This is a genomic window from Macrococcus armenti, from assembly GCF_020097135.1.
Lineage (GTDB): Bacteria > Bacillota > Bacilli > Staphylococcales > Staphylococcaceae > Macrococcoides > Macrococcoides armenti.
The window spans coordinates 131,816-158,547 of record NZ_CP083608.1; the positions used below are offsets into that span (position 1 = coordinate 131,816).

Genomic DNA, 26,732 nt, shown 5'->3' on the forward strand with positions numbered 1-26,732 from the left:
AATATTATTATGATAAAATTAGATTACTAAATTAAAGGGGTGCTTAATAGATGGATAATTTAACGTTTGAAATTGAACAAAGAGAGTTAGAAATTGAAAAAAATGAACTAGAACTCGAACAGAAAGAACTTGAGATTGAGCAGAGTGAACTAGAACTTGAGCAAAAAGAACTAGAACTTGAGCAAAAAGAACTAGAACTTGAACAAAATGAATTAGAACTTGAATAAGAAGAATAATAAAATAGAAATCTTAACAAAATAAACCTAGTATATAAAATCTTATACTAGGTTTATTTGTTTAATTTTTATTATCTCCGTTTAGTTTAATCGATATTTTAAATCTATAACTTCCTATGATAAAATCGATTATCTACATCTATTTTTGGAAAGTCTGTAGGTAATTCTGATTTTTTGATCTCATAAAAGTCGTTATTTCTATAAAAGTGCTGTGCGCTTATAAATTTATCAATTGTCCCTAGGTATATATCTGTTATATGTGCATCTTTAGATGCATCAATTACTTTATTCAATAATTTTTTACCTAATTTTAAATTTCTGAAATTCTGATTCACAAACATCTTCTTTAAAGCTGCATTATCGCTTGATAATTTCACCAGTCCTACTGTTCCGATAACTTTATCGTCTTCACTAAGTGCAATCCAGAATTGTCCACCACGCCCTAGATAGTGTAGCGGTATGTCTTCTAAATCACTTTGTTCTTCTCGTGTAATGTTTATGCCGAATTCGTTTCGCTGAATGTTTAATATAAATTCAATGATTTGTTCCTTATATATATCTTCATATTGAGTAATCTTATATTGCATATCGTCACCACCCAGATTTTTATTGAATAAAACCCCAGCATATATGCTGGGGGTATATTTATTGTAATAATAATCTTTCTTCGTCACGTGAATGAATTTCGTTCACGATAATGATACTTCTGAAGCTATCAAATATATTAGTTGAGAAACCTTCTTCGATTTGATGTTTTACTTGTTTGATAATTTGACGCATTATGTCATGATCGCGTTTAAGTTGTGTTACAGCGTCAGCCTTTTCAGGGTGATCCGCAACAACTTCACTATAAAAGCCATTCTCTTCTTCTTCCGCATCTGCATGACTAATGATGCGAGATTCAAAGAAGTCAACGATAGCGAGTACTTCCTGCTTTAAAGTTGCTTCATCATAGTCTTTATAGTTCATGATTAAGTCATCTGTCATTTGAACAGCAAGTGCGAGTCCTGTGTCGTGAATTTGTTTATGTGCATGTAACTGTTTTAACGATGGTCCTGTCATAGTATCATCTCCATATCATTTGTTGCTTATAGGATATCATATTTTGTTATGAATGACTTCTTTTGTTCTGTCTTGCACTCGTAATAAAACCGATTGCTAATATTGAAAGTAGTACAGTCCAGAAAATTAACTGCCATACTGGTGAATGTGGGAATTCATGTGGTAATACGTGTATCGAATCATGAGCGAGTACGAGTACGACAAGTTTCACACCAATCCATCCAACAATTGCAAATGCAGCTGCCTCAAGTCCAGGATATTTCTCCAGTAATTTGATGAAGTATGTTGCAGCAAATCGCATTAATACAACACCTAACATTCCTCCAGTAAACATTACTGCAAATTGTCCTGCATTAAGTCCCATAAAGTCCGGTCCTACATGTGGTAATGTAACAGCAATTGCGATTGCTGCAAGCATTGAGTCGATTGCAAAAGCTATGTCTGCAAATTCAACTTTCAGTACAGTCATCCAGAAGCCGCTACCTTTTGTTTCGTTGCCTTCTTCTTCCGCAATATTCGGTACGGACGGGTCATCGGCATGATTTTTATTCTTGAAGTATGTGTATAAACTTTTAGCGGACATAAACAGTAAGTATGCTGCACCAGCTGCTTGTATCCACCAGTACTTTGCAAGTACTGTAATAAAGAATAATGCAATTAATCTAAACACAAATGCACCAACTAAACCATAAAATAAAGCTTTCTTTCTTTGTTCTTCTGGCAAATGTTTTACCATAACTGCCATAACGATTGCATTATCTGCAGCAAGTAACCCTTCTAATAATACTAATACGACGATTACCCATGCATATGCTAATAAAATACTTGGATCCATATGTTCACTCCTTAAATTTTGAATATAAAAAGACCCATGCCAAAAAAGTATTGGCAAAGGTCTCGCTGAATGTAAATTCTTATAACGCCGGAAGTGAACACTTCGTAATGACGACATTATAATCGGGTTGCCCCTTAGCTACTCCCCTTCGACATAAGTCTTAGGATATTCGATTGATTTGTTACAACTATAACATATATTATTTTGTTTGACTATGGTAAAGAATTGGAAATTATCTTTTACGTTTATATAAATAGATAATACCAGCGATTAAAAGGATAACGATAATCATATAAAATACGTTTGAATACATATCGAAATAATAGAGTACTTTTTCCCAATTCTGTCCAAGAGCCATACCTAAATAAATGAGCACAGCGTTCCATATAATTGTCCCGATTGTTGTATAAATGATAAACGGAACAAGTGCCATCTGACTAAGTCCAGCAGGTATCGATATTAAACTTCTGATTAAAGGGACGAAGCGGCATAGGAAAACAGCGGTATAGCCATACTTGTTAAACCATTTGTTTGCTTTATGAATATCATCGATCTCCAGACGAAGGATAAAGCCATACTTATCAATAATTTTCTCAATTCTACGAAGGCCAAGTATATGTCCCAGGTAATATAGTATAATTGCACCACTCACTGCCCCAAGTGTTGAAGCAGTGAGCATACCGATAAAAGAAAGTTTTGGAGACTGGTCAACCATAAACCCACCAAAAGTTAATATAATTTCGGATGGGATAGGTGGAAATACGTTTTCAAGTAATATGAGTAAGAATACGCCTAAGTAACCGAACTGTTCCATGACGTGCATAATCCATTGCTGCATAATATCCTCCAAATAAATTGTATAATGTAAATATAACAATATTATTTAAGAAAATGAAATTATTACATCGATGAAAGGGTATATTTAAAATAACAAATAAGTGAGTATTTTATAATAATAGGAGGCTGTTATGGCAAAATTTCGAGAAATTTCAAATGAGGAATTATTCCCAACAGAAAAACAAGGTCCAACAATTGAGGGAATCGTGCTCTTTAAAACAGAAGCGGGTATCAGTGAGTTACAAGGTGCATATATTGCAACGAGCGAGCGTTTATTCATGAATATAGATATGGGTGAACGCGTGTATGAAAGAGTTGTTGGTATGCATGAAATTCACAGTATTGAACATAAGGCGGATGAACTGACAATGACATTTGATATTGGACCGATTACAATGGTGAATGTGAATGAAGAAAGTTTAAATAAATTTGTTGTTTTTATAGAGCGATATAAAGCGAGTAATTAGCATAATACATTAGGATATTTCTGTTAAATTTAATAATGCAGTGTTATATTAATAGTTAGAAAATTAGATAGAAGGGAATAGTACAATGAAATTTTGTGAATTACAACCGAGTGAATTTGAGTCCTTTGTAAATGAAAATTTTAGTCATTATACACAATCTAGAATTCATTTTGATTATAAGCATGAACATGACGAACCTGTATATTTAGTAGGTGTTAAAGAAGGAGATGAGGTATTAGCCGCATGTCTGTTAAATAGCGCACCTGCCTTTAAGTTCTTTAATTACTTTTATTCGCACCGTGGACCGGTAATGGATTATAACAATAAAGTACTTGTAGATTTATTTTACACGGAGTTAAAACAGTATTTAAAGGCGCGTAACGGCTTATTTGCACTCGTAGATCCTCATATCGTTATGAATTATAGAGATAGCGATGGTAACATCACAGAGGAAAAGGATGTCAAAGGCTTTATCGAACAACTGCAAGGGTTAGGGTATAAGCATAGAGGCTTTCCTGTAGGTTATTCGAATGATTCACAAGCGCGTTTCTTATCCGTACTGAATATTGAGGATAAATCAGAAGATGAACTGCTTAAAGAAATGGAGTATAAAACGCGAAGAAACATTAATAAAACGTATGAAATGGGTGTCCGTCTAAGAGATTTATCGATAGATGAGACGGATAAATTCTTCGAGTTGTTTAAAATGGCTGAAGATAAGCATGGCTTTTCATTCAGAGATTTTGATTACTTTGTTAAGATGCAGCAAATTTATAAAGACCAGTGCAGATTAGTATTAAGTTATATTGACCTTGATGAGCATCTGGATATATTGAGAAATGCATTAAATCAAAAAGAAGAAGAATATAATAAAGAAAAATTGAAATTAGACGAAAACCCTGACTTCAGAAAGCTGCGCAATAAAGTGGAGCAGCTGGAAAAAACAGTAGATAAAGATAAGAAAAAGATTAAAGAGATTGAAGCATTAAGACAGTCTGATGGTAAGATTCTTCATTTAGCAAGTGCATTATACATTCATAATGAACATGAGTTATATTACTTATCTAGTGGTTCTAACCCGAAGTATAATCAGTTTATGGGACCTTACAACATGATGTTTGAAATGATTAAATATGCGAAAAACTTAAATTTAAAAACATATAATTTCTACGGTGTAACAGGTGTATTTACTGAAGACGCTGAAGACTATGGTGTACTTAAGTTTAAGAAAGGCTTCAATGCACATGTTGAAGAATATATTGGAGACTTTATTTTACCGCTCAGTCCATTTTATAAATTATACGAATTAAAACAGAAGTTATAAAAAATAAGCCGATACTTTAAAAGTATCGGCTTATTTTTATCAGTTTTATATTATTCTATGATTTCTAAAGCGATTTCCATCATTTTAGTGAATGATGTTTGACGCTCTTCAGGAGTTGTTTCTTCGTGTGTTAATAAGTGATCACTTACAGTGAAGATACCAAGTGCACGAACATCTTCACCTGCGTAAGCTGCATTCATGTATAATCCTGCAGATTCCATTTCTACTGCCAAAATACCCATTGAACGCCATTTATCAGTCGCTTCTTTATTTGCATTGTAGAAGATATCCGATGATAATACGTTACCAACATGACTTACAGCGCCTTTTTCATCAGCTAACTGTTTCGCACGTGATAGTAAGTCGAAGTTTGCGATAGGGGCAAAGTGACCTGGTAAACCATATTGTGCAACGTAGTTAGAGTCAGTTGAAGCACCTTGAGCGATAATAATATCATACACGTTAATATCTTCCTGCATAGCGCCACAAGAACCAACGCGAATTAAGTTTTTCACACCGAACGTATGAATGAGTTCATATGAGTAAATACCGATTGATGGGATACCCATTCCAGTACCCATAACTGAAATACGCTTACCTTTATAAGTACCAGTATACCCAAACATGTTACGTACTTCGTTGAATTGAACAACATCTTCTAAGAAAGTATCTGCAATAAACTTAGCACGAAGTGGATCTCCAGGTAACAGAATAGTTTCTGCAATTGGATTATTTTCTGGTTTAATATGTGGTGTTGATTTAGACATAATGTAGTCTCCTTTAAGTTTATATTTGATTAACTTCAGTCTACCTCACAATATAGCCATCTTTCAAGCAAAGCTATGAGAAATACATAAGAATTGTAAAAATTACTATTTCCTAAGCACTTGTGTTGCAATCATCATTACAAATGACATCGTAATCATAATGAAAACCCATGCATATGCATAATCCATATGATTATTTTCAATTGCAACATATATAGCAGTCGGCATCGTTTCAGTAATACCAGGTATGTTACCAGCAAATATAAGGGTCGCACCAAACTCTCCGATTGCACGTGCGAATGATAATAGAATACCGGTTAATATCGCCGCTTTAGAAAGCGGAAGTGTGATGCGTGTAAACATGCGAATGCGACTTGCACCATCAATTTGTGCAACATGATAGAGTGATGATGGAATTTGTTCGATACCAATCTTTAGAGATTGATACATTAACGGTAAGGCAACGAGTGTTGAAGCGGTAATCGCTGCATAAATTGTAAATATAATAGGCTGGTGAAAAACAGCTGTAATGACCTTCCCGGCAAAACTTTCTTTGCCGAACGTAATGAGTAGAATAAAGCCAACAACAGTAGGTGGCAGCACCATCGGCATCATAATAATTGCTTCAAGAATCGTTTTACCTCTGAAATATTTCCCGGACAATAAAAAGTGTAATATAAGCGCGAGTATAAAGCTCAGCAATGTAGCGCTTATCGCAACTTTTAACGATATGACAATCGGTGATATGAAGTTTTCGTCTGTCAGTAAGTGCGCTAAAGTCATATGTATCCCTGCTTTTATAGTATTGATATCATTATATCTTAAAGATTGAAGATAAGCATTTAAATAAAAAGAGAGATAATAATATATCTCTCAAACTATGATGTCTTTTTTTTTTTGAATTCATCATTGATATAAATAGGACAACGCCGAGAATAATCATCATCCCGATAACTTGAATAAAATCAAATGGCTGCTTTAACCATATAATACTTAAAATCACAGCAGTTAGTGGTTCGATACATCCAAGCAGTGCTGTAAGCTGTGGATCGATAAATTTTACGCTGAGTAAATACAGGAAGAACGCTAAAGCGGTACCTACGATGATAACAAAAGCAAGGTACATAACAGCAGTGCCTCCCATTGAAAAAGGATTGATATGCCAATGACGGTTAAACACGCTGATGAAAATTCCTGCAAACAACATTGCCCATCCGATAATGACAAGGGGCTTATGATGAATGAATAGTCTTCCGGCATACATCGTATAAAATGCAGCAGCTACAGCGCTGAGTAATCCCCATATAATGGCTGCAGGTGCAACTACAACATTATTAATATTGCCGCTTGTTAATAGTAGAAAAGTACCGAAAGTTGAAGCAGCTATTATGATAAAGTCAATGACTCTGAAACTTGTTTTACGTGTAACAAGTAGAAATATAAGAATGACAATCGGTGCTAAATATTGCAGTAATGTAGCTACAGCAGCGTTACCTGCTTCTATTGATGCGAGAAATGTATACTGCACAGCCAGCATACCGAATATCGAATAGATGATTAGGTGAACCATCGTGTAACGATCTTTAAACACGTGGAATATCGGCTGATTTCTTATTAAAGCAAGAAGTAATAAGAATATGCCGCTAAAAAATAATCGTACAGTAATAAACCAATCCAGTGGCAGATTGAATGTCTGAAACATTTGCTGAGATACTGTTCCACCGATTCCCCAGAACATTGCGCCTAATGTTACAAGGATAATGCCTTTAGTTGTGTTACTCATGTCGTATACCCCTTATAAAGCGTATTATTAAAGATTATAGAGATTGTATATGCGAATTTCAATGTTATAACGCTTAAAAAAATATATTGCTTTTATAGCATGTACTTTATATAATTGGTTGGTAATGATAATCAATATCAATTGGAGGAAGAATGAATGAAGAAATTGCTCATGTTAATTGTTGCATGTATCGTAGTGCTTGCAGCATGTGGTAGTAAAGAAACAAAAACAGAGCGTACAGATGCGCAAGTTGAATTTAAAACAGATAGCGGTAAAACAATCAAGATTCCTAAAGCACCGAAGCGAATCGTTGTAATGGGTGCGAGTTATGCAGGGAATTTAATTGATTTAGGAGTAACTCCAGTTGGTGCAGATCAATATGCGTTCCAATCTGATATTTTAAAACCTAAGTTAAAAGGTGTAGAACAATTAAATCCTGGCGATATCGAGAAGATTGCGAAATTAAAACCAGACTTAATTATTTCTTTTGATACAGATAAAGATAACAAGAAATATGAGAAAATAGCGCCGACAATTCCTTTCACATATACAAAACACGGTTATTTAGAAGTACACGAATTACTAGGTAAAATTGTAGGTAAAGAAAAAGAGGCAAAAGCTTTTGTCGATAAGTGGCATGAAGAAACGAAAAAAGATGGAGAAGAAATTAAGAAACATCTTGGTGCTGACAAAACATATTCTATCTTCCAGTTCTTCCAGAAAGAAATTTATGTATACGGAGATAATTGGGGACGTGGTTCAGAGATTATTTATCAGGCATTCGGTTTAAAGATGCAGGATAAAATCGTAAAAGATGTTAAACCAACAGGCTGGAAGAAAGTGTCTTCTGAAAGCTTAGGCCAATATGCAGGTGATGTTGTACTTGTATCTAGTGATTCAGGTGCAGTCAGCAACACGGTAACAGAATCAAGCTTATGGAAAAACATGGACGCAGTTAAAAATAATCGTCTCGTAGAATATGATGCGGAGGATTTCTGGTTTAACGATCCAATCTCGTTAGAACATCAGAGAAAAGTATTAAAAGAGAAGTTAATGAACTTAAAATAATGATAACGGCTGGATATTCCGGCCGTTATTTTACCTTAATTGTCAACTTTATATTTTAAACAGTTGACGATTGTTGTAAAATAAATTTATTCTGTTGAAAAGAGGTAAAAGAAATGAAATTAAAAGATTTAGTCATCATCGCGATGTTTGCAGCATTAATTTCTGCAATGGGGATTATTCCACCAATTCCGGTACCTGGATTACCAGTACCAATCGTGCTGCAAAATTTAGGTATTATGTTAGCGGGTTGTTTATTAGGGCGTAAGAAAGGAACAATTGCTGTCCTCATCTTCCTGTTACTTGCAGCAGTCGGTGCACCTGTATTATCAGGTGGCCGCGGAGGATTTGCATTATTTTTCGGTCCGACAGGTGGATATTTATTGTCATACATTGTTGTAGCGTATTTAATTGGATTATTTACAGATAAGATGAAACAACTTTCAGTATGGAAAGTATTTATCATTAATGCGCTTGTCGGTGTCATCTTATGTAACTTAATCGGTGGTGCTTTTATGTCACAAAACTTACATATGGATTTAATAAAGGCATATATGTCTGTATTAGTATTCTTGCCAGGTGATTTCATTAAAGCATTACTGGCAGCAATACTTGCTGTAAGTTTACGAAAAAACCCACAAGTGAAGAGAAGCTTAAATATATAATAAAAAGCGCCTGAGTAGGCGCTTTTTATTATACATGTTTTATGTAATTAAACGATTAGGGTGACTATATACATTAAAGCTATCATCTCTTATAAAACCGATTGCGGTAATGTTTAAGTCATCGGCAAGCTTAATAGCAAGATCTGTCGGTGCAGATTTACTTAATATTATCCCGACGCCGATTTTAGAGGCTTTTATCAATATCTCTGAAGAGATTCTACCTGAGAATATTAATATTTTATCTTTAATCGGGATTCGATTTAAAATGCAGTGTCCGTATAATTTATCCATCGCATTATGTCGACCGATATCTGTTCGGTGTAAGTAGAAGTTGCCACCGTCACTAATTGCGGCATTATGCAAGCCTCCTGTAACTTGAAATGCCTTACTTTCACTTTGGAGATGCTGCATCATGCGGATAACTTCTTCTGGTGTTATCGTTTTGTCAGTAGTCGACACTTTAGATGTCTGCATGTCGTTAACAAAGTAAAACTGACGACTTTTACCACAACAGGAACTGATCAGCCGTTTAGAATGATTTGCGTGTATTGAATGAATCGCATGTGAAAGCGTAATATGACATAGTCCTTTAGAGTCATCAAGATGGAATTTCTCAATGTCACTGAACTTTCGGATAATACCTTCTGATGCGAGGAAACCGATAATTAGTTCTTCCATATATTCAGGTGTGCACACAATCGTTGCAAACTCTTCGTTATTAATGTAGATCGTTAGTGGGAATTCTGTTGCAATTTGATCACTGACTTCATGCAATGCATCATTTTCAAATCTCATTATTTTGTTTGTAACGTAAACTTCATGCGTCATAATAATTCCCCCTTTATATATCATATCAAATTATGTATGCTACGTAATTGTCATTTACTTGAAAAGTTCAATTTTTCAATGATTTCTTTTATTTTAACCTATAGGGATTCCCCTACATACTTTAGGACATTCCCCAATGGCTCTCTTTTGTGAAAAGTTTCATAATCTATAGTAAGAGGGCAAATGTCTAAAAGGAGTGTTGTAAATGGCAATAGGAACAGGATTACGTTTCTTTAAACCTACAGAAAAGTTCAATGGAAATTGGTCAGTGTTAGAAGAGAAAAGTCGCGAGTGGGAAAAGATGTACCGACAACGCTGGAGTCACGATAAAGTTGTAAGAACGACACACGGTGTAAACTGTACTGGTTCATGTTCATGGAAAGTATTCGTGAAAAACGGCATTATCACATGGGAAAACCAGCAAATCGATTATCCATCATGTGGGCCGGATATGCCGGAATTTGAACCCCGTGGCTGTCCACGTGGTGCTTCATTCTCTTGGTATGAATATAGTCCGTTACGCATTAAGTTCCCGTATGTACGCGGTGTTTTATGGCGTATGTGGCAGGAAGCTTTAGAAACAACTGGAGATCCGGTTCGTGCGTGGCAATCAATTGTTGAAGATGAAACAAAAGCAAAATCTTATAAGCAAGCGCGTGGTATGGGTGGTCACGTACGTGTAAACTGGCGTGAAGTGACACAACTTATTGCAGCGCAATTAATTTATACGATTAAAAAATATGGTCCCGACCGTATCGCAGGGTTTACACCAATTCCTGCGATGAGTATGATTTCGTATGCATCAGGTGCACGTTTCATCTCGTTACTTGGTGGAGAAATGTTATCGTTCTATGACTGGTACGCGGACTTACCACCTGCATCACCGCAAATTTGGGGTGAGCAGACAGACGTACCAGAATCAAGTGACTGGTATAATGCCGGATATATTATTATGTGGGGGTCTAACGTACCATTAACACGTACGCCGGATGCGCACTTTATGACAGAAGTACGATATAAAGGAACGAAAGTTGTATCAGTTGCTCCAGACTATGCTGAAAACGTTAAGTTTGCAGATAACTGGTTAGCACCGAATCCTGGTACAGATGCGGCGCTTGCGCAAGGTATGACGCACGTTATTCTTGATGAGTTTTATGAAAAGCGCCAGGAACCAATGTTTATTAATTACGCAAAACAATATACAGACATGCCGTTCTTAATTATGTTAGATAAACATGAAGATACATTAAAAGCAGGACGATTCTTACGTTCAAGCGATTTAGGAGATACTTCTGAACATAGCGAGTGGAAACCGGTCGTATATGATGATATATCAGATTCAATTGTTGTGCCTAACGGTACGATGGGACAACGATGGGAAAAAGATGTGAAGTGGAATATTAAATTAGAAACAACAGACGGTACTAAAATTGACCCTGCAATGACGATTAAAGATAAAGATCATGAAGTTGTAGAAATTGTGTTCCCATTCTTTGATAACGCAGGTAACGGAACGTTCAAACGTCCAATTGCAGCGAAGAAAGTAACGCTTGCAGATGGTACGGAGCAATATGTTGCGACAATTTATGATCTAATGCTTTCACAATATGGTGTTAATCGCTTCAATACTGCATTAGAAGCGCAAGGATATGACGATGAAAACTCTATTTACACACCAGCATGGCAGGAAAGAATTACAGGTGTAAAACAATCAATCGTTGTTCAGATCGGTCGAGAATTTGCACAAAATGCAATCGATACAGGTGGACGCTCTATGATTATTATGGGTGCAGGTATCAACCACTGGTTTAACTCAGATACGATTTATCGTTCAGTATTAAACTTAGTTACATTATGTGCAACACAAGGTGTAAACGGCGGAGGCTGGGCACACTATGTAGGTCAGGAGAAATGTCGTCCGATTGAAGGCTGGTCAACAATTGCATTCGCAAAAGACTGGCAAGGACCACCAAGATTACAAAACGCAACGAGCTGGTTCTACTTTGCTACAGATCAGTGGAAATATGAAGAGTCAGGCGTAGATACATTAACATCACCACTTGCTGAGAATGTAAAACATCAGCACCCGGCAGATTATAATGTACTTGCTGCACGTCTCGGATGGTTGCCATCTTATCCGCAGTTTGATACGAATAGCTTATTATTCGGTGAAGATGCGCGTGAAGCGGGTAACTTTACGAATGAAGAAGTTTTAAAACGTGCTGTTGAAAGCGTTAAATCACGTGAAACGAAATTTGCAGTAGAAGATCCAGACAATAAGAAGAACCACCCGAAAACATTATTCGTATGGCGTTCTAACCTAATTTCTTCTTCAGCAAAAGGACAAGAGTACTTTATGAAACATTTATTAGGTACAAAGCATGGTTTACTCGCTGAACCAAATGAAACTGAAAAACCTGAAGAAATCGTATGGCGTGAAGATACTGAAGGTAAATTAGACTTACTAGTAGCACTTGACTTCCGTATGACAACAACGCCACTTTATGCAGATATCGTATTACCGGCTGCGACTTGGTATGAGAAGCATGATATATCTTCTACAGATATGCATCCATTTGTACATCCGTTTAACCCGGCGGTCGATCCGCTCTGGGAGTCAAGAAGTGACTGGGATATTTATAAATCAATCGCGAAGACATTCTCTGAAATGTCAGAACGTCACTTAAAAGGTACATTCAAGGACGTTGTCACTGCACCACTTGCACACGACTCACAGCAGGAAATCTCGACACCTATGGGAATCGTTCGTGACTGGACGAAAGGTGAAGTAGAAGCAGTACCAGGTAAAACGATGCCAGGATTTGCAGTTGTAGATCGTACGTATACAGATGTGTACGATAAATATGTATCAGTAGGACCTTTACTGGAAAATGGTAAAGTTGGTGCACACGGCGTAAGCTTCAGCGTTAAAGAAGAATACAATGAGTTACGCGCGATGGTTGGTACTTACGAAGACGACACAGTGAAAAATGGATTGCCAAGAATTGATACAGCAAAACGCGTGGCAGATGTTATCCTGAATGTTTCATCAGCAACAAACGGTCACGTATCACAAAAGTCATATGAAGATTTAGAAAATCAGACAGGTATGGAATTAAAGGATATTTCAGCAGAACGTGCAGCTGAAAAAATTACATTCCAGAACATTACAGCACAACCGCGTGAAGTTATACCGACAGCAGTATTCCCGGGTTCAAATAAATTAGGTCGTCGTTATTCACCATTTACGACGAACATTGAACGTCTCGTTCCGTTTAGAACGTTAACAGGTCGTCAAAGTTATTATATCGACCACGAAGTGTTCCAGCAGTTCGGTGAGTCACTGCCTGTTTATAAACCGACATTACCACCAATGGTATTCGGTACGAAAGACAAAAAGGTTAAAGGTGGCGTTGATAGTTTAGTATTACGCTATTTAACACCGCACGGTAAGTGGAATATCCACTCAACATACCAGGATAATTTGCACATGCTAACATTATTCCGCGGTGGTCCAACAGTATGGATCAGTAACGAAGATGCAGCGCAACATGATATTAATGATAACGACTGGTTAGAAGTTTATAACCGTAACGGTTTGGTGACAGCGCGTGCTGTTGTATCGCACCGTATGCCACGCGGCACAATGTTTATGTATCATGCACAGGATAAACATATTCAAACACCAGGTTCTGAAATTACAGATACACGTGGTGGATCACATAATGCACCAACACGTATTCACTTAAAACCAACACAACTTGTTGGTGGCTATGCACAAATTAGTTACGGATTTAACTATTACGGTCCGATTGGTAACCAACGTGATGTTTACGTTGCTGTACGTAAGATGAAGGAGGTTGATTGGCTTGAAGATTAAAGCACAAGTCGCAATGGTAATGAACTTAGATAAATGTATCGGATGCCATACGTGTAGTATTACATGTAAGAGTACGTGGACAAACCGTCCAGGTGCTGAATACATGTGGTTCAACAATGTAGAAACAAAGCCGGGTATCGGTTATCCGAAACGCTGGGAAGACCAGGAAGTATATAAAGGGGGATGGCAATTAAACAGTAAAGGTAAACTAGAGCTTAAATCAGGTTCTAAACTTTCTAAAATTGCTTTAGGGAAAATTTTCTACAACCCTGATATGCCAGAAATGAAAGATTATTATGAGCCATGGACTTACAACTATGCAAATCTTACGAACGCAAAAGAACAAAAGCATTCACCAGTTGCAACAGCTGAATCATTAGTAACAGGTAAAAAGATGGACTTAGAATGGGGACCAAACTGGGAAGATGATTTAGCAGGTGCACATATTACAGGACCAACAGACCCAAACATTCAAAAGATTGAAGAAGAAATAAAATTCAATTTCGAACAATCATTTATGATGTATTTACCAAGGTTATGTGAACACTGTTTAAACCCATCTTGTGTCGCAAGTTGCCCAAGTGGTGCGATGTATAAACGAGATGAAGATGGTATCGTGCTTGTCGACCAGGATGCATGTCGTGGCTGGAGATATTGTATGACAGGTTGTCCTTACAAAAAAGTTTACTTCAACTGGAAAACGAATAAAGCTGAGAAGTGTACATTCTGCTTCCCGCGTGTTGAAGCAGGGCTTCCGACAGTTTGTTCTGAAACATGTACAGGACGTATGCGTTATTTAGGTGTGTTACTATATGATGCTGACCGCGTATTAGAAGCAGCAACTGTGAAAGATCCACAAGATTTATATCAGGCACAACTTGATTTATTCTTAGATCCACATGATCCTGAAGTAATTGCACAGGCTGAACGTGATGGTATCGCGCAGGACTGGATTGAAGCAGCTCAAAACTCACCGGTGTATAAACTGGCAATTGAATATAAACTTGCATTCCCATTACATCCGGAATACCGTACATTACCGATGGTGTGGTACTGCCCGCCATTAAGCCCGATTATGAACTACTTTGAAGGTAAAGATTCGATTAAAAATCCAGATATGATTTTCCCTGCAATTGAAGAAATGCGTTTACCTATTCAATATTTAGCGAATATGTTAACAGCAGGCGATGCGAAAACTGTAAAAGAAGCGCTTCAACGTATGGCGATGATGCGTAGCTATATGAGAGCCGTTTCAAGTGGTAAAGATTTTGATGAGTCGCGTTTAGATCGTGTTGGTATGACAGCACATCAAGTGAAGCAGATGTATCGTTTACTCGCAATCGCGAAGCATGAAGATCGATTTGTTATTCCAACATCGCATAAAGAAGGGTACATGAATACGTATAGCGCTCAAGGTGGCGAGGGTTATACGAGCGATAACTTCGGTGCGGATTGTGATGGTTGTGGACCAGTTCCGGCTGGAAAATCTGGTAAAGAAGTTTATGAAGACAACTTCTACGGAGGCATTTGGCGTGATTGATTTAAATAAACTTTATGACTATAAACGAGCATTCGGATTCTTTAGCCACCAGCTCGTTTATCCTGAGAAATTAAATTTTCATCCGAGAGAATTTGATGGGGTATTTGCAGAAGACCATCCAGCATACGAAGCGGTAAATCAATACTGGAAAAATATGCATGAAATCAGTTTATCTGAAATTCAGGAAGTATATACATCAACGTTCGACTTTGAGAAGAAAACGACATTGTACATGACATATGTTAAGTTTGAAGATAAGAAAGAACGCGGACAAATGCTTGCACGTCTGAAAGTGTTATATGAAATGTTTGGCCTTGAAATGCCATCATCTGAACTGTCAGATTTCCTGCCATTAATGTGCGAATTTATTTATGCAGCAGACTGGCGCGGAGATGACCGTGCGGAAGAAAGTATGGGGCTGTTATTAATGGTCATTGAAGATGGGACGTATAACTTATTACAAGCATTAGATCACATTAAGAGCCCTTATTATCATCTAATATTAGCAATAAGAGAAACGTGCAAAGCATGTTTAATTAAAGACGAGAATGAGGTGACGGTAAATGGGTGATCAATTACTGTGGGTAATTTATCCGTATGCTTGTATCGCAATATTTATTATCGGCCATATTTTTAGATTTAAGTATGACCAATTTTCATGGACGGCAAAGTCGAGTGAATTTGTAGAGAAGAAGTCATTGATGTGGGGCAGTATTTTATTCCACTTAGGGATTATTCCAGTTATTATGGGGCACGTAGTAGGTCTTGGAATTCCTGCAAGCTGGTTGCGAGCAATCGGTGTTAGTGACCATTTATATCACATTGGTGCAGTATATATCGGAAGTATATTCGGTATCGTGACTTTGATTGGTATGTTGTTATTAACAGCACGTCGCGTAACAAATGAAAATGTAAGAAAGTTAAGTTCATTATCAGATATACTTGTGAATTTTCTATTGTTATTTATCGTGTTTATCGGCTGTTACTCAACGATTGTAACGAATGCGACGATACCTGATTTTGATTACCGAAATACTATTTCTGAATGGTTCCGTGGATTGCTTATATTAAGACCTGAAGCGGGCTACATGGAAGGTGTACCGTTATCATTTAAGATACACGTATTAACAGGATTTTTAATTACAGCGCTATGGCCGTTTACACGATTAGTACATGTATGGAGTGTGCCGGTAAATTATGTAGGACGTAGCCATATATTATATCGTAAACATAAACAATAAGTTATAATCAGAAGGCAAAGGAGTGAAAGAGATGTATGATTACCAAATAATCATTGATCAATTGAGAGAATCTCTAGATGTAGATTTTATCGGACTCGCGATGCCTTCTGATTTAATTTTACAGACAGATATTCATTGGCTATATGTTACTGGTGAAACAAATGAAAGATATAAGAAGATAGAATTAAAAAAAGGAAAAGGCGTCGCAGGGATTGTTATAAAAACTGGACGTGACTGGATGGAACTTGATGTAGCATCCAGCAGTTTACAATCACACATGTTTGATTTTCCAATCATTCGCTTCGAAAAACTTACAAATTTTCTTGCGGTACCATTATGGAAATATAATCAAGTTGCCGCGGTATTACTCATAGGTAATAGAAATAAGAGAACTTTTACGCTTACAATGCACGAACAGTTAAAAGCACAGTTAGATAAAGGTTTAGGTGCTTTCTATCGCAAGGATGTGATTAATAGTGTCCGAATTTAAAACATATCCTGAACAGCAACTTGAAAGTGCACTAATTGATGCGTTTTATCATGATACAGATGAAATCATCATTTTTATTGATGAGGATAATCGTATTCTGAAGATGAATGAAGCAGCAGAAAAAGTAATTCATATGCATGATAATATTGCAGGCCTTACGAGAAACCTTTGTCGTACTTGTCTCGGTGTAACAAGTGAACATGCGTTAATGGCGTGCAGAGATTGTTTTATTAAACGTGAAGAAAATAATCAGTCATTCCAGATTTTCCTGAAGGATGAAATGGGGGAGCCGAAACCTTATTCTGCTTCATATGTTGTATTAAAGCAGTTAAAAGGCATTAAAGTTCTGACATTACAAAATATTTCCCAACAAATAAAAACGCAGGAAATATTGCATCAAAAAACGATTACTCAAAAGATTATGAGTGCTCAGGAAAATGAACGCAAAAGAATTTCACGAGAATTACATGACAGTGTTATTCAGGAATTATTAAACGTATCAGTTGACATCAGACTACTGAAGTATAAAACTGAAGAAGAGAAAGAAAAACACCTTCAGCTTATGGAGGGCACGATATCACGACTTATGGATGATATTCGTAACTTGTCGCTGGAACTTAGACCGTCATCACTCGATGATTTAGGCCTTGTAGCTGCATTTAAGTCTCACTTCAAACAACTTGAGAAAAGTTATGGGCTTGAAGTGATTATGGATGAGAATATTCAGGATATGCGTTTTTCGAATGAGATTGAAACATCAGTGTATAGAATAACGCAGGAAGCGATATTAAATGCTTTAAAGTATGCAGACGTAGATGAAGTCAATGTGCTGATACAAAAAGATGATTCAGAATTAACAGTAGAAATAAGTGATAGTGGAGATGGGTTTACACCAGGAGAGACACCGAAAAGTTCCGGACTTGGCTTATTTGGTATGCAGGAACGTGCAGCTATCGTCAACGGACACGTTGAGATAAATAGCGAAAAGGGCAAAGGTACGTTTGTAACATTAACCATCCCACTTTAGGGGGATATAAATGAAAATAGTAATTGCGGATGATCATGCGGTAGTGCGTACAGGATTCTCAATGATTTTAAATTATCAGGAAGATATGGAAGTTGTTGCGACAGCGGCTGACGGTATGGAGGCATTTCAAAAGGTGTCTCAGCATAAACCGGACGTGTTAATCATGGATTTGAGTATGCCGCCTGGAGAATCCGGATTGATTGCGACGGGTAAGATTAAAGAAGCATTCCCAGAAACGAAGATATTAATATTAACGATGTATGATGATGAAGAGTATTTATTTCATGTACTAAAAAATGGTGCGAACGGTTATATTCTTAAAAACGCACCAGATGAAGAGCTTGTTAAAGCTGTACAGACAGTTTACAAAGAAGGAACTTATATAGATCCGAAGATGGCAACTTCTCTTGTACATGAACTCATACATCACGATACAGAGTATTCGGCAAAGAATGACCATTTAAAGATATTAACGAAACGAGAATTAGAAATACTGCCTTTAATTGCTAAAGGATATGGTAATAAAGAAATTGCAGAAATGCTTTTTGTTTCTGTTAAAACAGTAGAGGCACATAAAGCGAGAATTATGGACAAGCTGGAGCTTAAAAGTAAGCCGGAACTTGTGGAATATGCGCTTAAGAAAAAATTACTTGAGTTTTAAATGAGGAACTCCGTAAAAAAGGTAGTGACGTGATGCAATTTCAAACAAAGATGAAAGCACTTCGTATATTAGAGAATGAACATCTGCTCATTCGATCGTTACTTCACGAATGGTATCAGATAATGATGGATGTAAAGCAGACGGACGCGATGTTATCGAAGTATCATAAGTTAAGAATGTTAAAAGAGAAAGTATCGGATTTTCTGCCAATTCTTGATAAACACCAGGCAAAAGAAGAGCGATTTTTCTTTCCGATTCTCGGAAGTTACATCGGAACAGATCAAGGTCCGATAATCACAATAGAGGCAGAACATGATGAGATGGCACAATATTTCAATCATTTTATCGGTGTTACGAATATGATGGAACTCAGTACAGAAGACATTAACCTGCTATTAAACGATTTAAATGAAGGGTACGAAATTTGTATGGTCCATATGTACAAAGAAGAAAGTGTACTGTTCCAGATGGCTGAGAAAGTATTCAAAATTAAAGACGAAGAAACTTTGCTTGAGGCTGTTAATACGAAGATAATATAAGAATAAGATTCGAAACGATACCGTGTTTCGAATCTTTTTTCTTATATAGGGATTTAACCTATACATAGGGGGAATTCCCCAATGTTAAATGAATCACAATCACCTTAAAATATATTTGTATAGTAAATCACAAACTTATGAAAAAGGTGAAGACGATGAACAAATCAACAGGTAAAGTACAATTACCCTTACAGACGTTAAGTTTAGTTGCAGGATTTATGGCATGGACAATTATTGCGCCACTTATGCCATTTATGTCACAGGAATTTACGATTCCGGAAAGTCAAAAAGCGATTATTTTAGCAATTCCAGTAATTCTTGGATCTATATTACGTATTCCTCTAGGCTATTATGCTAATTTAATCGGCGCAAGAAAAGTATTTTTATTCTCATTTATCTTTTTATTAATTCCTGTATTCTTACTGAGTATGGCACAATCAACAACGATGCTTATGGTTGCAGGACTTTTTCTAGGAGTTGGTGGTGCAATCTTCTCAGTAGGTGTTACGAGTGTACCGAAATATTTCCCGAAAGAAAAGCATGGTTTAGCGAATGGTATTTATGGAATGGGGAATATCGGAACTGCTGTATCAGCGTTTGCAGCACCACCGATTGCGAATGCAATTGGATGGAGCAATACTGTTAAATCTTATTTAGTCGTTATGGCATTATTTGCTTTACTGAACTTCTTATTAGGGGATAAAGATGAACCTAAAGTAAAGCAACCATTAATGGATCAAATTAAAGGTGTGTTACCGGAATATAAATTATACTTACTGAGCTTCTGGTACTTCATTACATTTGGTTCATTCGTAGCATTCGGATTATTTTTACCAAACTTTTTAGTTAACAACTTCGGTTTAGATAAAGTAGATGCTGGTGTTCGTACAGGTACATTTATTGCGATTGCAACGTTGCTTCGTCCAATTGGTGGAGTGCTCGGTGATAAATTACGTGCTATGGACGTGCTTAAAGTTGTATTCGTTGGTTTAATTATTGGTGCTGCAATGTTATCTATTAACCATCAAATTTTCTTCTTTACTGCAGGATGTTTAATTATTTCAGCATGTGCCGGTTTAGGAAATGGACTAATTTTCAAACTAGCACCAACGTATTACTCTAAACAAGCTGGTATTGTAAACGGCATCGTTTCAATGATGGGTGGTTTAGGTGGTTTCTTCCCGCCACTAGTTATTGCCGCTTGTGCAGCAAACTTCGGTACAAACAAGCCAGCTTTTGCCTTCCTTGCAGTGTTTGGTATAATTGCATTAATAACAATGTTCTGGATGGACAAAAAAGAAGGCAGAAATTAGGGGATGACATATGCGATATGACAGACAAATAAAATTTTATGGTATCGGCCAGGAAGGTCAGGAGAAACTCTCTCGTAAGACTGTTGGTATTGTAGGATGTGGTGCATTAGGTACGCATCTTGCAGAATCCTTGGCAAGATGCGGTGTAAGTAAAATTGTGATTGTCGATCGCGATTATGTTGAACTCTCAAATTTACAACGACAATCACTTTTTAAGGAACAAGATGCGATTGATGCGACGCCTAAAGTGATTGCTTGTGAACGTGAAGTTAAAGCAATTCGAAGTGATATTCAAATTGAAACATATATCAATCATCTTGATGCGCCGCTTTTAGAAGCGGCGTTTTTGCAATGTGATTGTATATTAGATGCGACCGACAATTTTGAAACACGATTGCTTATTAATGATTTCTGTTATAAATATAATATTCCATGGATTTATGGTGCATGTGTAGAATCCACTTATGTAGCATGTCCTTTCATTCCTGGTGTAACACCTTGCTTTAATTGTGTGATGGGTATGTTACCCGTAATGAACAGAACTTGTGATACAGTAGGTGTTATAGAACCCGCTGTGAGTATGGCAACGAGTTTTCAGATGATGTATGCATTAAAACTGTTAACAGATACACCATTCGATGCGAAATTAGTATTCGGAGATGTATGGCAGATGGATCATACGGCACTGAAGTTTTCAAGAATGTTTAATGAGCGTTGTTCAACGTGCGGGGCACATGCATCATACCCGGCACTTAGTCAGCAAACGCATGAAACGATGTTATGTGGTAGAGATACATTACAGATTGTGACAGCGTTCAGTGATGAAGATTTGTTGAAACATTTACAATCGTTGTCTATCATATTTCAGGAGACGCCTTATTTTATAAGATTTAAGTTTGATAATCATCCGATTGTATGGTTTAAAGGTGGCCGTATGTTAATTCATGACGTCAAATCAATGGCTGAAGGTAAGAAAGTTTATCATCAATTATTTGGTTAGGAGAGATAGTAATGGAACATTCTAATGAAGTACGTAAACAATTAAATGTAGGTGTTATTACAGTAAGTGACACGAGAGATTATGATACAGATAAGGGCGGAAAAGCGATTATTGAACAATTAAAAGATATCGAAATCGATGTTTCACGTGAACATTATTTAATCGCTAAAGATGATCAGGCTGATATTAGAGCGAGTATTATGAAATTGTTGCATGACAAAGTGGATGTCATTATTACGACAGGTGGGACAGGCGTTGCAAAACGTGATGTTACGATTGAAGTGGTGACGTCGATTATCGATAAAGAAATGGAAGGCTTCGGTGAAATATTCCGTTATTTAAGCTATACAGAAGATGTGGGCACACGCGCAATGCTTTCACGTGCGTTATGTGGTACGAAAGATAATACGGTAATTTTTTCAATACCGGGCTCAGTTGGTGCAGTAAATCTTGCAATGAAAAAGCTCATTACACAGGAAATCCATCACATTGTGCATGAGCTTAATAAGTAATTAACGGTTAAAGTCTCCATTTTTTCCGCCTGATTTATGTTCGAGATAAGTTGGGCCGATAATCATACCTTTATCAACTGCTTTTGTCATATCATATATTGTAAGTGCTGTAGCACTTGCACCCGTTAAGGCTTCCATCTCAACACCTGTTTGTCCGGTCGTTTTAACGGTACAAGTGATTAATATTTCATAACCATCAGTCGTGTCCCATTCGAATGCAATATCGATGCCACTTAAATTCAGTGGATGACACATTGGGATAATTTGTGCGGTATTCTTTGCAGCCATAATACCTGCGACTTGTGCAACACCAAGAACATCGCCTTTTTTATTCTTGTGGTTGATAATTTGGTCATAAATTACTGCGTTTACTTTTATAGAACTTTTAGCGACAGCAGTTCGCGTTGAGATAGGCTTATCAGATACATCTACCATCTTAGCGCGTCCTTGTTCGTTAAAGTGTGTTAAATTATTCATTATTTCACTTCCTTTTTTATATACTATAACTATCATACTACATTTAGAGAAAGTAGGATAACGATGCTTGAAAAACGTACACCCATTCCAGTAACTGAAGCGATAGATAAATGTTTAAAATATGCTAAATATAAATCAGTAACAAAAAAGTACTACACTGATAGCTTGGGCGATACATTAGCTGAAGATATTATTGCAACGTATGATATCCCGATGTTTGACAAGTCACCATATGATGGCTTTGCAATTGTCAGTGGATCTTCAGAAGGCGCAACTGGTGATGAAAGAAAATTATTTAAAGTTATCGATCATATCGGCGCCGGACACGTAAGCGATGTACAACTAAAAGATAACGAAGCAGTACGTATTATGACGGGCGCACCAATTCCAAAAGGTGCTGATGCTGTCGTAATGCTTGAACAAACGACGCCAACAGAAGACGGATTTACGCTGAGAAAAACCTTTACACCGGGTGAAAACATTTCGAAGCAAGGTGAAGAATGTAAACAAGGTGAAGTTGTTATTCCGAAAGGGACAAAAATTACTGCAGGGGTCATAGCAGTTCTTGCGACGTTTTCGTATGAGTACGTGAACGTTTATCAAAAGCCAACTGTTGCACTTATCGCTACTGGTTCAGAACTTGTAGAAATTAATGAACCACTTACACCTGGGAAAATTAGAAATTCGAATGGACCGATGATTGCATCACTTTGCAAGGCGATGGATATTGAAGTGAAAGATTATCGTGTTCATGGTGATGATTTCGATGCGCTATACGAAGTCGTTCGTAATGCACTGGATGCACATGACATCGTAATTACTACGGGTGGTGTAAGTGTTGGTGACTTCGATTTCATGCCTGAAATTTATAAAAAGCTTTCAGCAGAAGTACTATTTAATAAAATTGCGATGCGACCAGGTAGCGTAACAACTGTTGCAGTAAGTGATGATAAATTTCTATTCGGGTTATCCGGAAACCCAAGTGCTTGTTATACGGGGTTTGAGTTATATACGAAACCTGTACTGCGTAAAATGATGGGGCAGAATGAAGTATATCCGACGGTAATTAAAGCAACGCTTTCTGAAGACTTCACGAAAGCAAACCCATTTACTAGGTTTATAAGAGCAGATTTAGATTACCGTAATATGATGGTAGCACCGAGTGGATTTAATAAGAGTAATGCAGTAATCGCTATTGCAAAAAGTAACAGCATGATTGTTTTACCTGGGGGAACGAGAGGGTTTAAACAAGGTGACACTGTAGATGTCCTGTTAACAGATCTTTCTTGTCAGGATACATCATGGTAAAAGTGTTGCAAGTCGTCGGTTTTAAAAAGTCTGGAAAAACAACGACGATGAATCGAATTATTAAACAATTGAAAGCAATGAATTATGAAGTGTCTGTTATTAAACACCATGGTGAAATTGGCGGACAGGAAATCGATATTCCAAGAACGCGTGATCATATAACATATATAGAAAGTGGTGCAGATGAAAGCATCGTTCAGGGATATGCGTATATTCATAAATTGAGGAAAAACGAATCGATTGAACTCCAGTCAATTATCGAAGAAGAAGTAACATGTAAGGATATTGTACTTGTAGAAGGTTATAAACAGGCACATTACGATAAAATTGTACTTTATAACAATGCTGAAGATAAGGAGACATTATCTCAGTTACAAAATATTAAAATAATGGTAGATACATCTGTTGATAGCGAACAAGTGATTAAGGAATTTATACAAAGTTGGGTAGGTGACACACGTGAAACAATTTGAGATTGTAACAATGCCGATAGATGTTGAGCATTATCGCAAGATGACGGTAACACCTCATCAAGGTGCAGTATGTGTATTTACGGGAATCGTCAGAGAATGGACACAAGGTATTAAAACGGAGTATCTGGAATACGAAGCATATGTACCGATGGCAGAAAAGAAATTAGAACAAATCGGGCAGGAAATCAATGAGAAATGGCCAGGGACGATTGTAAGTATCGCACATCGTATCGGTAATCTTGATGTATCTGAAATTGCTGTCGTTATTTGTGTTTCTAGCCCACACCGAAAAGATAGTTACGCTGCAAATGAATATGCAATTGAACGCATTAAAGAGATTGTTCCGATATGGAAAAAAGAAATATGGGAAGACGGAGAACAGTGGATCGGTGGCCAAAGAGGTTACCATCCGAACTATAAGGGGTGATATGATGAAAGTATTATATTTTGCACATATTAAAGCAAAACTGGACCGCACGGAAGATCAATTTTCGTTTGCTGAACCTATTACAGTAAATCAGTTTAGAAATCATTTATATGAAACGTATCCGGCAATTCGTGAAGAGCAATTTCAAATTGCTGTTAATGAAGAGTTTGTCCGTGACGAAGATGTAATCCATAACCATGATGTAGTTGCATTAATCCCACCTGTTAGTGGTGGCTAAATGATAGGTGTGATATTAGCAGGAGGTGCTTCTACACGATTTGGCAGCAATAAAGCACTTCATAAAATCGATGGCAAACCATTTTATGAGCATGTATATGAAGCATTTAAAGAAAGTGATGTATCGCGTATTGTTTTAAGTACGAATAAAAAGATGACATCATACTTCGAATCGGAAATTAAAGAGAAACAGCTTGATATGCATGTAGTTACGGATATCGAAGCGGATTGTGGTCCGATGTCAGGTATATACACTGTAATGGAAACGAGTGCTTCAGAAAGTTACTTCGTCGTCTCTGTTGATACACCGTTTATAACAACAGAAGCGATCAACTATCTTATTAGTTGTTTTAATAAACGAAGTGTAAATGCGCTTTGTTATAAGGATAACTTACAAGTACATCGCACAATTGCGATTTATCATCGTTCGTTACTACCTGTTATACGAGAAAGTATAGGACAAAAGCGTTATGCATTAAAACAATTGACGGCTGAGGCGCAGTTAATTCCCGTTTCAGGAGTAAGCGACGAAAGCGAATGGTATGCTAATATAAATACAAAGAATGATTTACAGAACGTAAGGAGGGTGACAAATGGAACAAATAACAGATAAATTAGGACGCCCGATTAGAGATTTGCGTATTTCTGTAACAGATCGCTGTAACTTCCGTTGTACATATTGCATGCCGAAAGAAATATTTGGTGATGACTATGTTTTTCTGCCGAAAGATGAACTGCTTTCATTTGAAGAGTTAACGCGTATTGCAAAAGTATATGCACAGCTCGGTGTTAAGAAAGTAAGGATTACAGGTGGAGAGCCGTTATTGCGTAGAGATTTACCGGATTTGATACGGGAAATCAATGCGATAGAAGGTATAGAAGATATCGGTTTAACGACGAATGGATTATTGCTAAAAAAGCATGGACAAGCATTATACGATGCAGGTTTACGTCGCATAAATGTGAGTTTAGATGCGTTGGATGAAACGTTCGAAGCGGTCAATGGACGTGGTATAAAAGCAGAACAAATATTAGAACAAATTGATTATGCTGTTTCTATCGGATTACAAGTTAAAGTGAACATGGTAATCCAAAAAGGTATGAATGACCATCAGATGATTCCGATGGTGAAGTACTTTAAAGATAAAAAAATAACATTGCGATTTATTGAATTTATGGATGTCGGCAATGATAATGGATGGAATTTTGATAAAGTAATTACGAAACAGGAAATGATAAATCACATTTCAGAGCATTTTAATATTAAACGTGAGCAACCTAAATATTTTGGTGAAGTTGCGAAATATTATGTCCATGACAATGGTGCGAAACTTGGATTTATTACAAGTGTTTCAGAGTCATTTTGCTCAACATGTACAAGAACACGCTTAAGTTCCGATGGTAAGCTATTTGGCTGTTTATTTGCAACGGACGGCTATGATTTAAAAGCATTTATTAGAAGTGGTGTGACAGATCAAGCATTGAAGGATAAGCTTATAGCCTTATGGTCTGTACGTCAGGATCGCTATTCAGATGAACGTACAGAGGAAACTGTGAAACAAAGGAAAAAGAAAAAGATTAATATGAATTATATCGGTGGATAAAATTTATTATATTAATATACAAATTATAATATATGCAATTTAGATATAAGTAATTTTTAATATGTAAACCAATACTGAAATAGCATCTCATCAATTTTTTCGATGAGATGCTATTTTTTACTTTTATTATTTGA

General features: G+C 36.8%; 31 protein-coding genes. 22 read left to right on the forward strand and 9 right to left on the reverse strand.

The window, feature by feature from the left end; translation table 11 throughout:
• Nucleotides 1-50 precede the first annotated feature (50 nt).
• Nucleotides 51-227 (forward strand): hypothetical protein, encoded by a 177-nt coding sequence (locus tag LAU42_RS00680; RefSeq protein WP_224183835.1) that lies wholly within the window; start codon nucleotides 51-53, stop codon nucleotides 225-227.
• 113 nt (nucleotides 228-340) lie between these two features.
• On the opposite strand, the gene LAU42_RS00685 is transcribed toward LAU42_RS00680, so the two are convergent.
• The 4 genes from LAU42_RS00685 to LAU42_RS00700 all read right to left on the reverse strand — a co-directional run bounded on the left by LAU42_RS00685 (nucleotide 341) and on the right by LAU42_RS00700 (nucleotide 2,971).
• A complete protein-coding gene (locus LAU42_RS00685) occupies nucleotides 341-823 on the reverse strand; it encodes a GNAT family N-acetyltransferase (protein WP_224183836.1) in 483 nt (160 codons plus the stop codon).
• Nucleotides 824-881: 58 nt separating this feature from the next.
• Nucleotides 882-1,298, reverse strand: coding sequence for a hypothetical protein (locus LAU42_RS00690; RefSeq protein ID WP_224183837.1), 417 nt, complete (start codon nucleotides 1,296-1,298; stop codon nucleotides 882-884).
• Nucleotides 1,299-1,344: 46 nt separating this feature from the next.
• Entirely contained in the window at nucleotides 1,345-2,133 is a 789-nt protein-coding gene (locus LAU42_RS00695) for a TerC family protein (RefSeq protein ID WP_224183838.1), read from the reverse strand.
• Between the two features lie 232 nt (nucleotides 2,134-2,365).
• A complete protein-coding gene (locus LAU42_RS00700) occupies nucleotides 2,366-2,971 on the reverse strand; it encodes a DedA family protein (RefSeq protein ID WP_224183839.1) in 606 nt (201 codons plus the stop codon).
• A gap of 130 nt (nucleotides 2,972-3,101) precedes the next feature.
• Here LAU42_RS00700 and LAU42_RS00705 point away from each other — a divergent pair, with 130 nt between their 5' ends.
• Together LAU42_RS00705 and LAU42_RS00710 are read left to right on the forward strand one after the other, a co-directional pair.
• Nucleotides 3,102-3,437, forward strand: coding sequence for a hypothetical protein (locus LAU42_RS00705; RefSeq protein ID WP_224183840.1), 336 nt, complete (start codon nucleotides 3,102-3,104; stop codon nucleotides 3,435-3,437).
• Between the two features lie 85 nt (nucleotides 3,438-3,522).
• Nucleotides 3,523-4,761 carry an aminoacyltransferase gene (locus tag LAU42_RS00710; RefSeq protein ID WP_224183841.1) on the forward strand — a complete coding sequence of 413 codons (1,239 nt, stop codon included), beginning with the start codon at nucleotides 3,523-3,525 and terminating at the stop codon, nucleotides 4,759-4,761.
• A gap of 50 nt (nucleotides 4,762-4,811) precedes the next feature.
• Here LAU42_RS00710 and deoD read toward each other — a convergent pair whose 3' ends face one another.
• The 3 genes from deoD to LAU42_RS00725 form a co-directional block, all read right to left on the reverse strand.
• Nucleotides 4,812-5,528, reverse strand: a complete 717-nt coding sequence (gene deoD, locus LAU42_RS00715) for a purine-nucleoside phosphorylase (protein WP_224183842.1) — start codon at nucleotides 5,526-5,528, stop codon at nucleotides 4,812-4,814.
• Between the two features lie 105 nt (nucleotides 5,529-5,633).
• Nucleotides 5,634-6,311 carry a molybdate ABC transporter permease subunit gene (gene modB, locus LAU42_RS00720; RefSeq protein WP_224183843.1) on the reverse strand — a complete coding sequence of 226 codons (678 nt, stop codon included), beginning with the start codon at nucleotides 6,309-6,311 and terminating at the stop codon, nucleotides 5,634-5,636.
• Between the two features lie 31 nt (nucleotides 6,312-6,342).
• Nucleotides 6,343-7,311 carry an EamA family transporter gene (locus LAU42_RS00725; protein ID WP_224183844.1) on the reverse strand — a complete coding sequence of 323 codons (969 nt, stop codon included), beginning with the start codon at nucleotides 7,309-7,311 and terminating at the stop codon, nucleotides 6,343-6,345.
• A 156-nt stretch (nucleotides 7,312-7,467) separates the two neighbouring features.
• Here LAU42_RS00725 and LAU42_RS00730 point away from each other — a divergent pair, with 156 nt between their 5' ends.
• Nucleotides 7,468-8,379, forward strand: a complete 912-nt coding sequence (locus LAU42_RS00730) for an ABC transporter substrate-binding protein (RefSeq protein WP_224183845.1) — start codon at nucleotides 7,468-7,470, stop codon at nucleotides 8,377-8,379.
• Nucleotides 8,380-8,492: 113 nt separating this feature from the next.
• Nucleotides 8,493-9,041 carry a biotin transporter BioY gene (locus LAU42_RS00735; RefSeq protein WP_224183846.1) on the forward strand — a complete coding sequence of 183 codons (549 nt, stop codon included), beginning with the start codon at nucleotides 8,493-8,495 and terminating at the stop codon, nucleotides 9,039-9,041.
• 39 nt (nucleotides 9,042-9,080) lie between these two features.
• Here LAU42_RS00735 and fdhD read toward each other — a convergent pair whose 3' ends face one another.
• Complete coding sequence (fdhD, locus tag LAU42_RS00740) at nucleotides 9,081-9,869, reverse strand: formate dehydrogenase accessory sulfurtransferase FdhD (protein WP_224183847.1); 789 nt, start codon at nucleotides 9,867-9,869, stop codon at nucleotides 9,081-9,083.
• A 205-nt stretch (nucleotides 9,870-10,074) separates the two neighbouring features.
• Here fdhD and LAU42_RS00745 point away from each other — a divergent pair, with 205 nt between their 5' ends.
• The 11 genes from LAU42_RS00745 (at nucleotide 10,075) to LAU42_RS00795 (ending at nucleotide 22,072) form a co-directional block, all read left to right on the forward strand.
• Nucleotides 10,075-13,749 (forward strand): nitrate reductase subunit alpha, encoded by a 3,675-nt coding sequence (locus LAU42_RS00745; RefSeq protein WP_420908205.1) that lies wholly within the window; start codon nucleotides 10,075-10,077, stop codon nucleotides 13,747-13,749.
• The gene (gene narH, locus LAU42_RS00750) at nucleotides 13,739-15,289 is read left to right on the forward strand and encodes a nitrate reductase subunit beta (RefSeq protein ID WP_224183848.1); all 1,551 of its coding nucleotides are present in this window, start codon (nucleotides 13,739-13,741) and stop codon (nucleotides 15,287-15,289) included. The genes LAU42_RS00745 and narH overlap by 11 nt, the downstream gene beginning before the upstream one ends.
• Entirely contained in the window at nucleotides 15,282-15,860 is a 579-nt protein-coding gene (narJ, locus tag LAU42_RS00755) for a nitrate reductase molybdenum cofactor assembly chaperone (RefSeq protein ID WP_224183849.1), read from the forward strand. Before narH ends, narJ begins: the two co-directional genes overlap by 8 nt.
• Nucleotides 15,853-16,530, forward strand: coding sequence for a respiratory nitrate reductase subunit gamma (gene narI, locus LAU42_RS00760; RefSeq protein WP_224183850.1), 678 nt, complete (start codon nucleotides 15,853-15,855; stop codon nucleotides 16,528-16,530). The genes narJ and narI overlap by 8 nt, the downstream gene beginning before the upstream one ends.
• Nucleotides 16,531-16,561: 31 nt before the next feature.
• Complete coding sequence (locus tag LAU42_RS00765; protein ID WP_224183851.1) at nucleotides 16,562-17,020, forward strand: GAF domain-containing protein; 459 nt, start codon at nucleotides 16,562-16,564, stop codon at nucleotides 17,018-17,020.
• Nucleotides 17,007-18,047, forward strand: coding sequence for a sensor histidine kinase (locus LAU42_RS00770; protein WP_224183852.1), 1,041 nt, complete (start codon nucleotides 17,007-17,009; stop codon nucleotides 18,045-18,047). The genes LAU42_RS00765 and LAU42_RS00770 overlap by 14 nt, the downstream gene beginning before the upstream one ends.
• 10 nt (nucleotides 18,048-18,057) lie before the next feature.
• The gene (locus LAU42_RS00775) at nucleotides 18,058-18,708 is read left to right on the forward strand and encodes a response regulator (RefSeq protein ID WP_133433231.1); all 651 of its coding nucleotides are present in this window, start codon (nucleotides 18,058-18,060) and stop codon (nucleotides 18,706-18,708) included.
• A gap of 32 nt (nucleotides 18,709-18,740) precedes the next feature.
• Complete coding sequence (locus LAU42_RS00780; RefSeq protein ID WP_224183853.1) at nucleotides 18,741-19,247, forward strand: hemerythrin domain-containing protein; 507 nt, start codon at nucleotides 18,741-18,743, stop codon at nucleotides 19,245-19,247.
• Between the two features lie 155 nt (nucleotides 19,248-19,402).
• Entirely contained in the window at nucleotides 19,403-20,560 is a 1,158-nt protein-coding gene (locus LAU42_RS00785; protein ID WP_120786214.1) for a nitrate/nitrite transporter, read from the forward strand.
• Between the two features lie 10 nt (nucleotides 20,561-20,570).
• Nucleotides 20,571-21,560, forward strand: a complete 990-nt coding sequence (locus tag LAU42_RS00790) for a ThiF family adenylyltransferase (RefSeq protein WP_224183854.1) — start codon at nucleotides 20,571-20,573, stop codon at nucleotides 21,558-21,560.
• Nucleotides 21,561-21,571: 11 nt separating this feature from the next.
• Nucleotides 21,572-22,072: a MogA/MoaB family molybdenum cofactor biosynthesis protein gene (locus LAU42_RS00795; protein WP_086037898.1), complete on the forward strand. Its 501-nt coding sequence runs from the start codon at nucleotides 21,572-21,574 to the stop codon at nucleotides 22,070-22,072.
• Here the strand turns inward: LAU42_RS00795 and moaC are convergent, their stop codons facing one another.
• Entirely contained in the window at nucleotides 22,073-22,549 is a 477-nt protein-coding gene (moaC, locus tag LAU42_RS00800; RefSeq protein WP_101030932.1) for a cyclic pyranopterin monophosphate synthase MoaC, read from the reverse strand. It abuts the gene before it with no gap.
• Between the two features lie 63 nt (nucleotides 22,550-22,612).
• Here moaC and LAU42_RS00805 point away from each other — a divergent pair, with 63 nt between their 5' ends.
• Genes LAU42_RS00805 through moaA form a run of 6 tightly spaced genes read left to right on the forward strand, consistent with a single transcriptional unit; the run spans nucleotide 22,613 to nucleotide 26,598 of the window.
• Nucleotides 22,613-23,857 carry a molybdopterin molybdotransferase MoeA gene (locus tag LAU42_RS00805; protein WP_224183855.1) on the forward strand — a complete coding sequence of 415 codons (1,245 nt, stop codon included), beginning with the start codon at nucleotides 22,613-22,615 and terminating at the stop codon, nucleotides 23,855-23,857.
• Nucleotides 23,851-24,330, forward strand: coding sequence for a molybdopterin-guanine dinucleotide biosynthesis protein B (gene mobB / locus LAU42_RS00810; protein ID WP_224183856.1), 480 nt, complete (start codon nucleotides 23,851-23,853; stop codon nucleotides 24,328-24,330). The genes LAU42_RS00805 and mobB overlap by 7 nt, the downstream gene beginning before the upstream one ends.
• The gene (locus LAU42_RS00815; protein WP_224183857.1) at nucleotides 24,317-24,757 is read left to right on the forward strand and encodes a molybdenum cofactor biosynthesis protein MoaE; all 441 of its coding nucleotides are present in this window, start codon (nucleotides 24,317-24,319) and stop codon (nucleotides 24,755-24,757) included. Before mobB ends, LAU42_RS00815 begins: the two co-directional genes overlap by 14 nt.
• A gap of 4 nt (nucleotides 24,758-24,761) precedes the next feature.
• Nucleotides 24,762-24,995, forward strand: a complete 234-nt coding sequence (gene moaD / locus LAU42_RS00820; protein WP_224184708.1) for a molybdopterin converting factor subunit 1 — start codon at nucleotides 24,762-24,764, stop codon at nucleotides 24,993-24,995.
• Nucleotides 24,996-25,607 (forward strand): molybdenum cofactor guanylyltransferase MobA, encoded by a 612-nt coding sequence (mobA, locus tag LAU42_RS00825; protein ID WP_224183858.1) that lies wholly within the window; start codon nucleotides 24,996-24,998, stop codon nucleotides 25,605-25,607.
• The gene (gene moaA, locus LAU42_RS00830) at nucleotides 25,588-26,598 is read left to right on the forward strand and encodes a GTP 3',8-cyclase MoaA (RefSeq protein ID WP_224183859.1); all 1,011 of its coding nucleotides are present in this window, start codon (nucleotides 25,588-25,590) and stop codon (nucleotides 26,596-26,598) included. The genes mobA and moaA overlap by 20 nt, the downstream gene beginning before the upstream one ends.
• Nucleotides 26,599-26,732 lie beyond the last annotated feature (134 nt).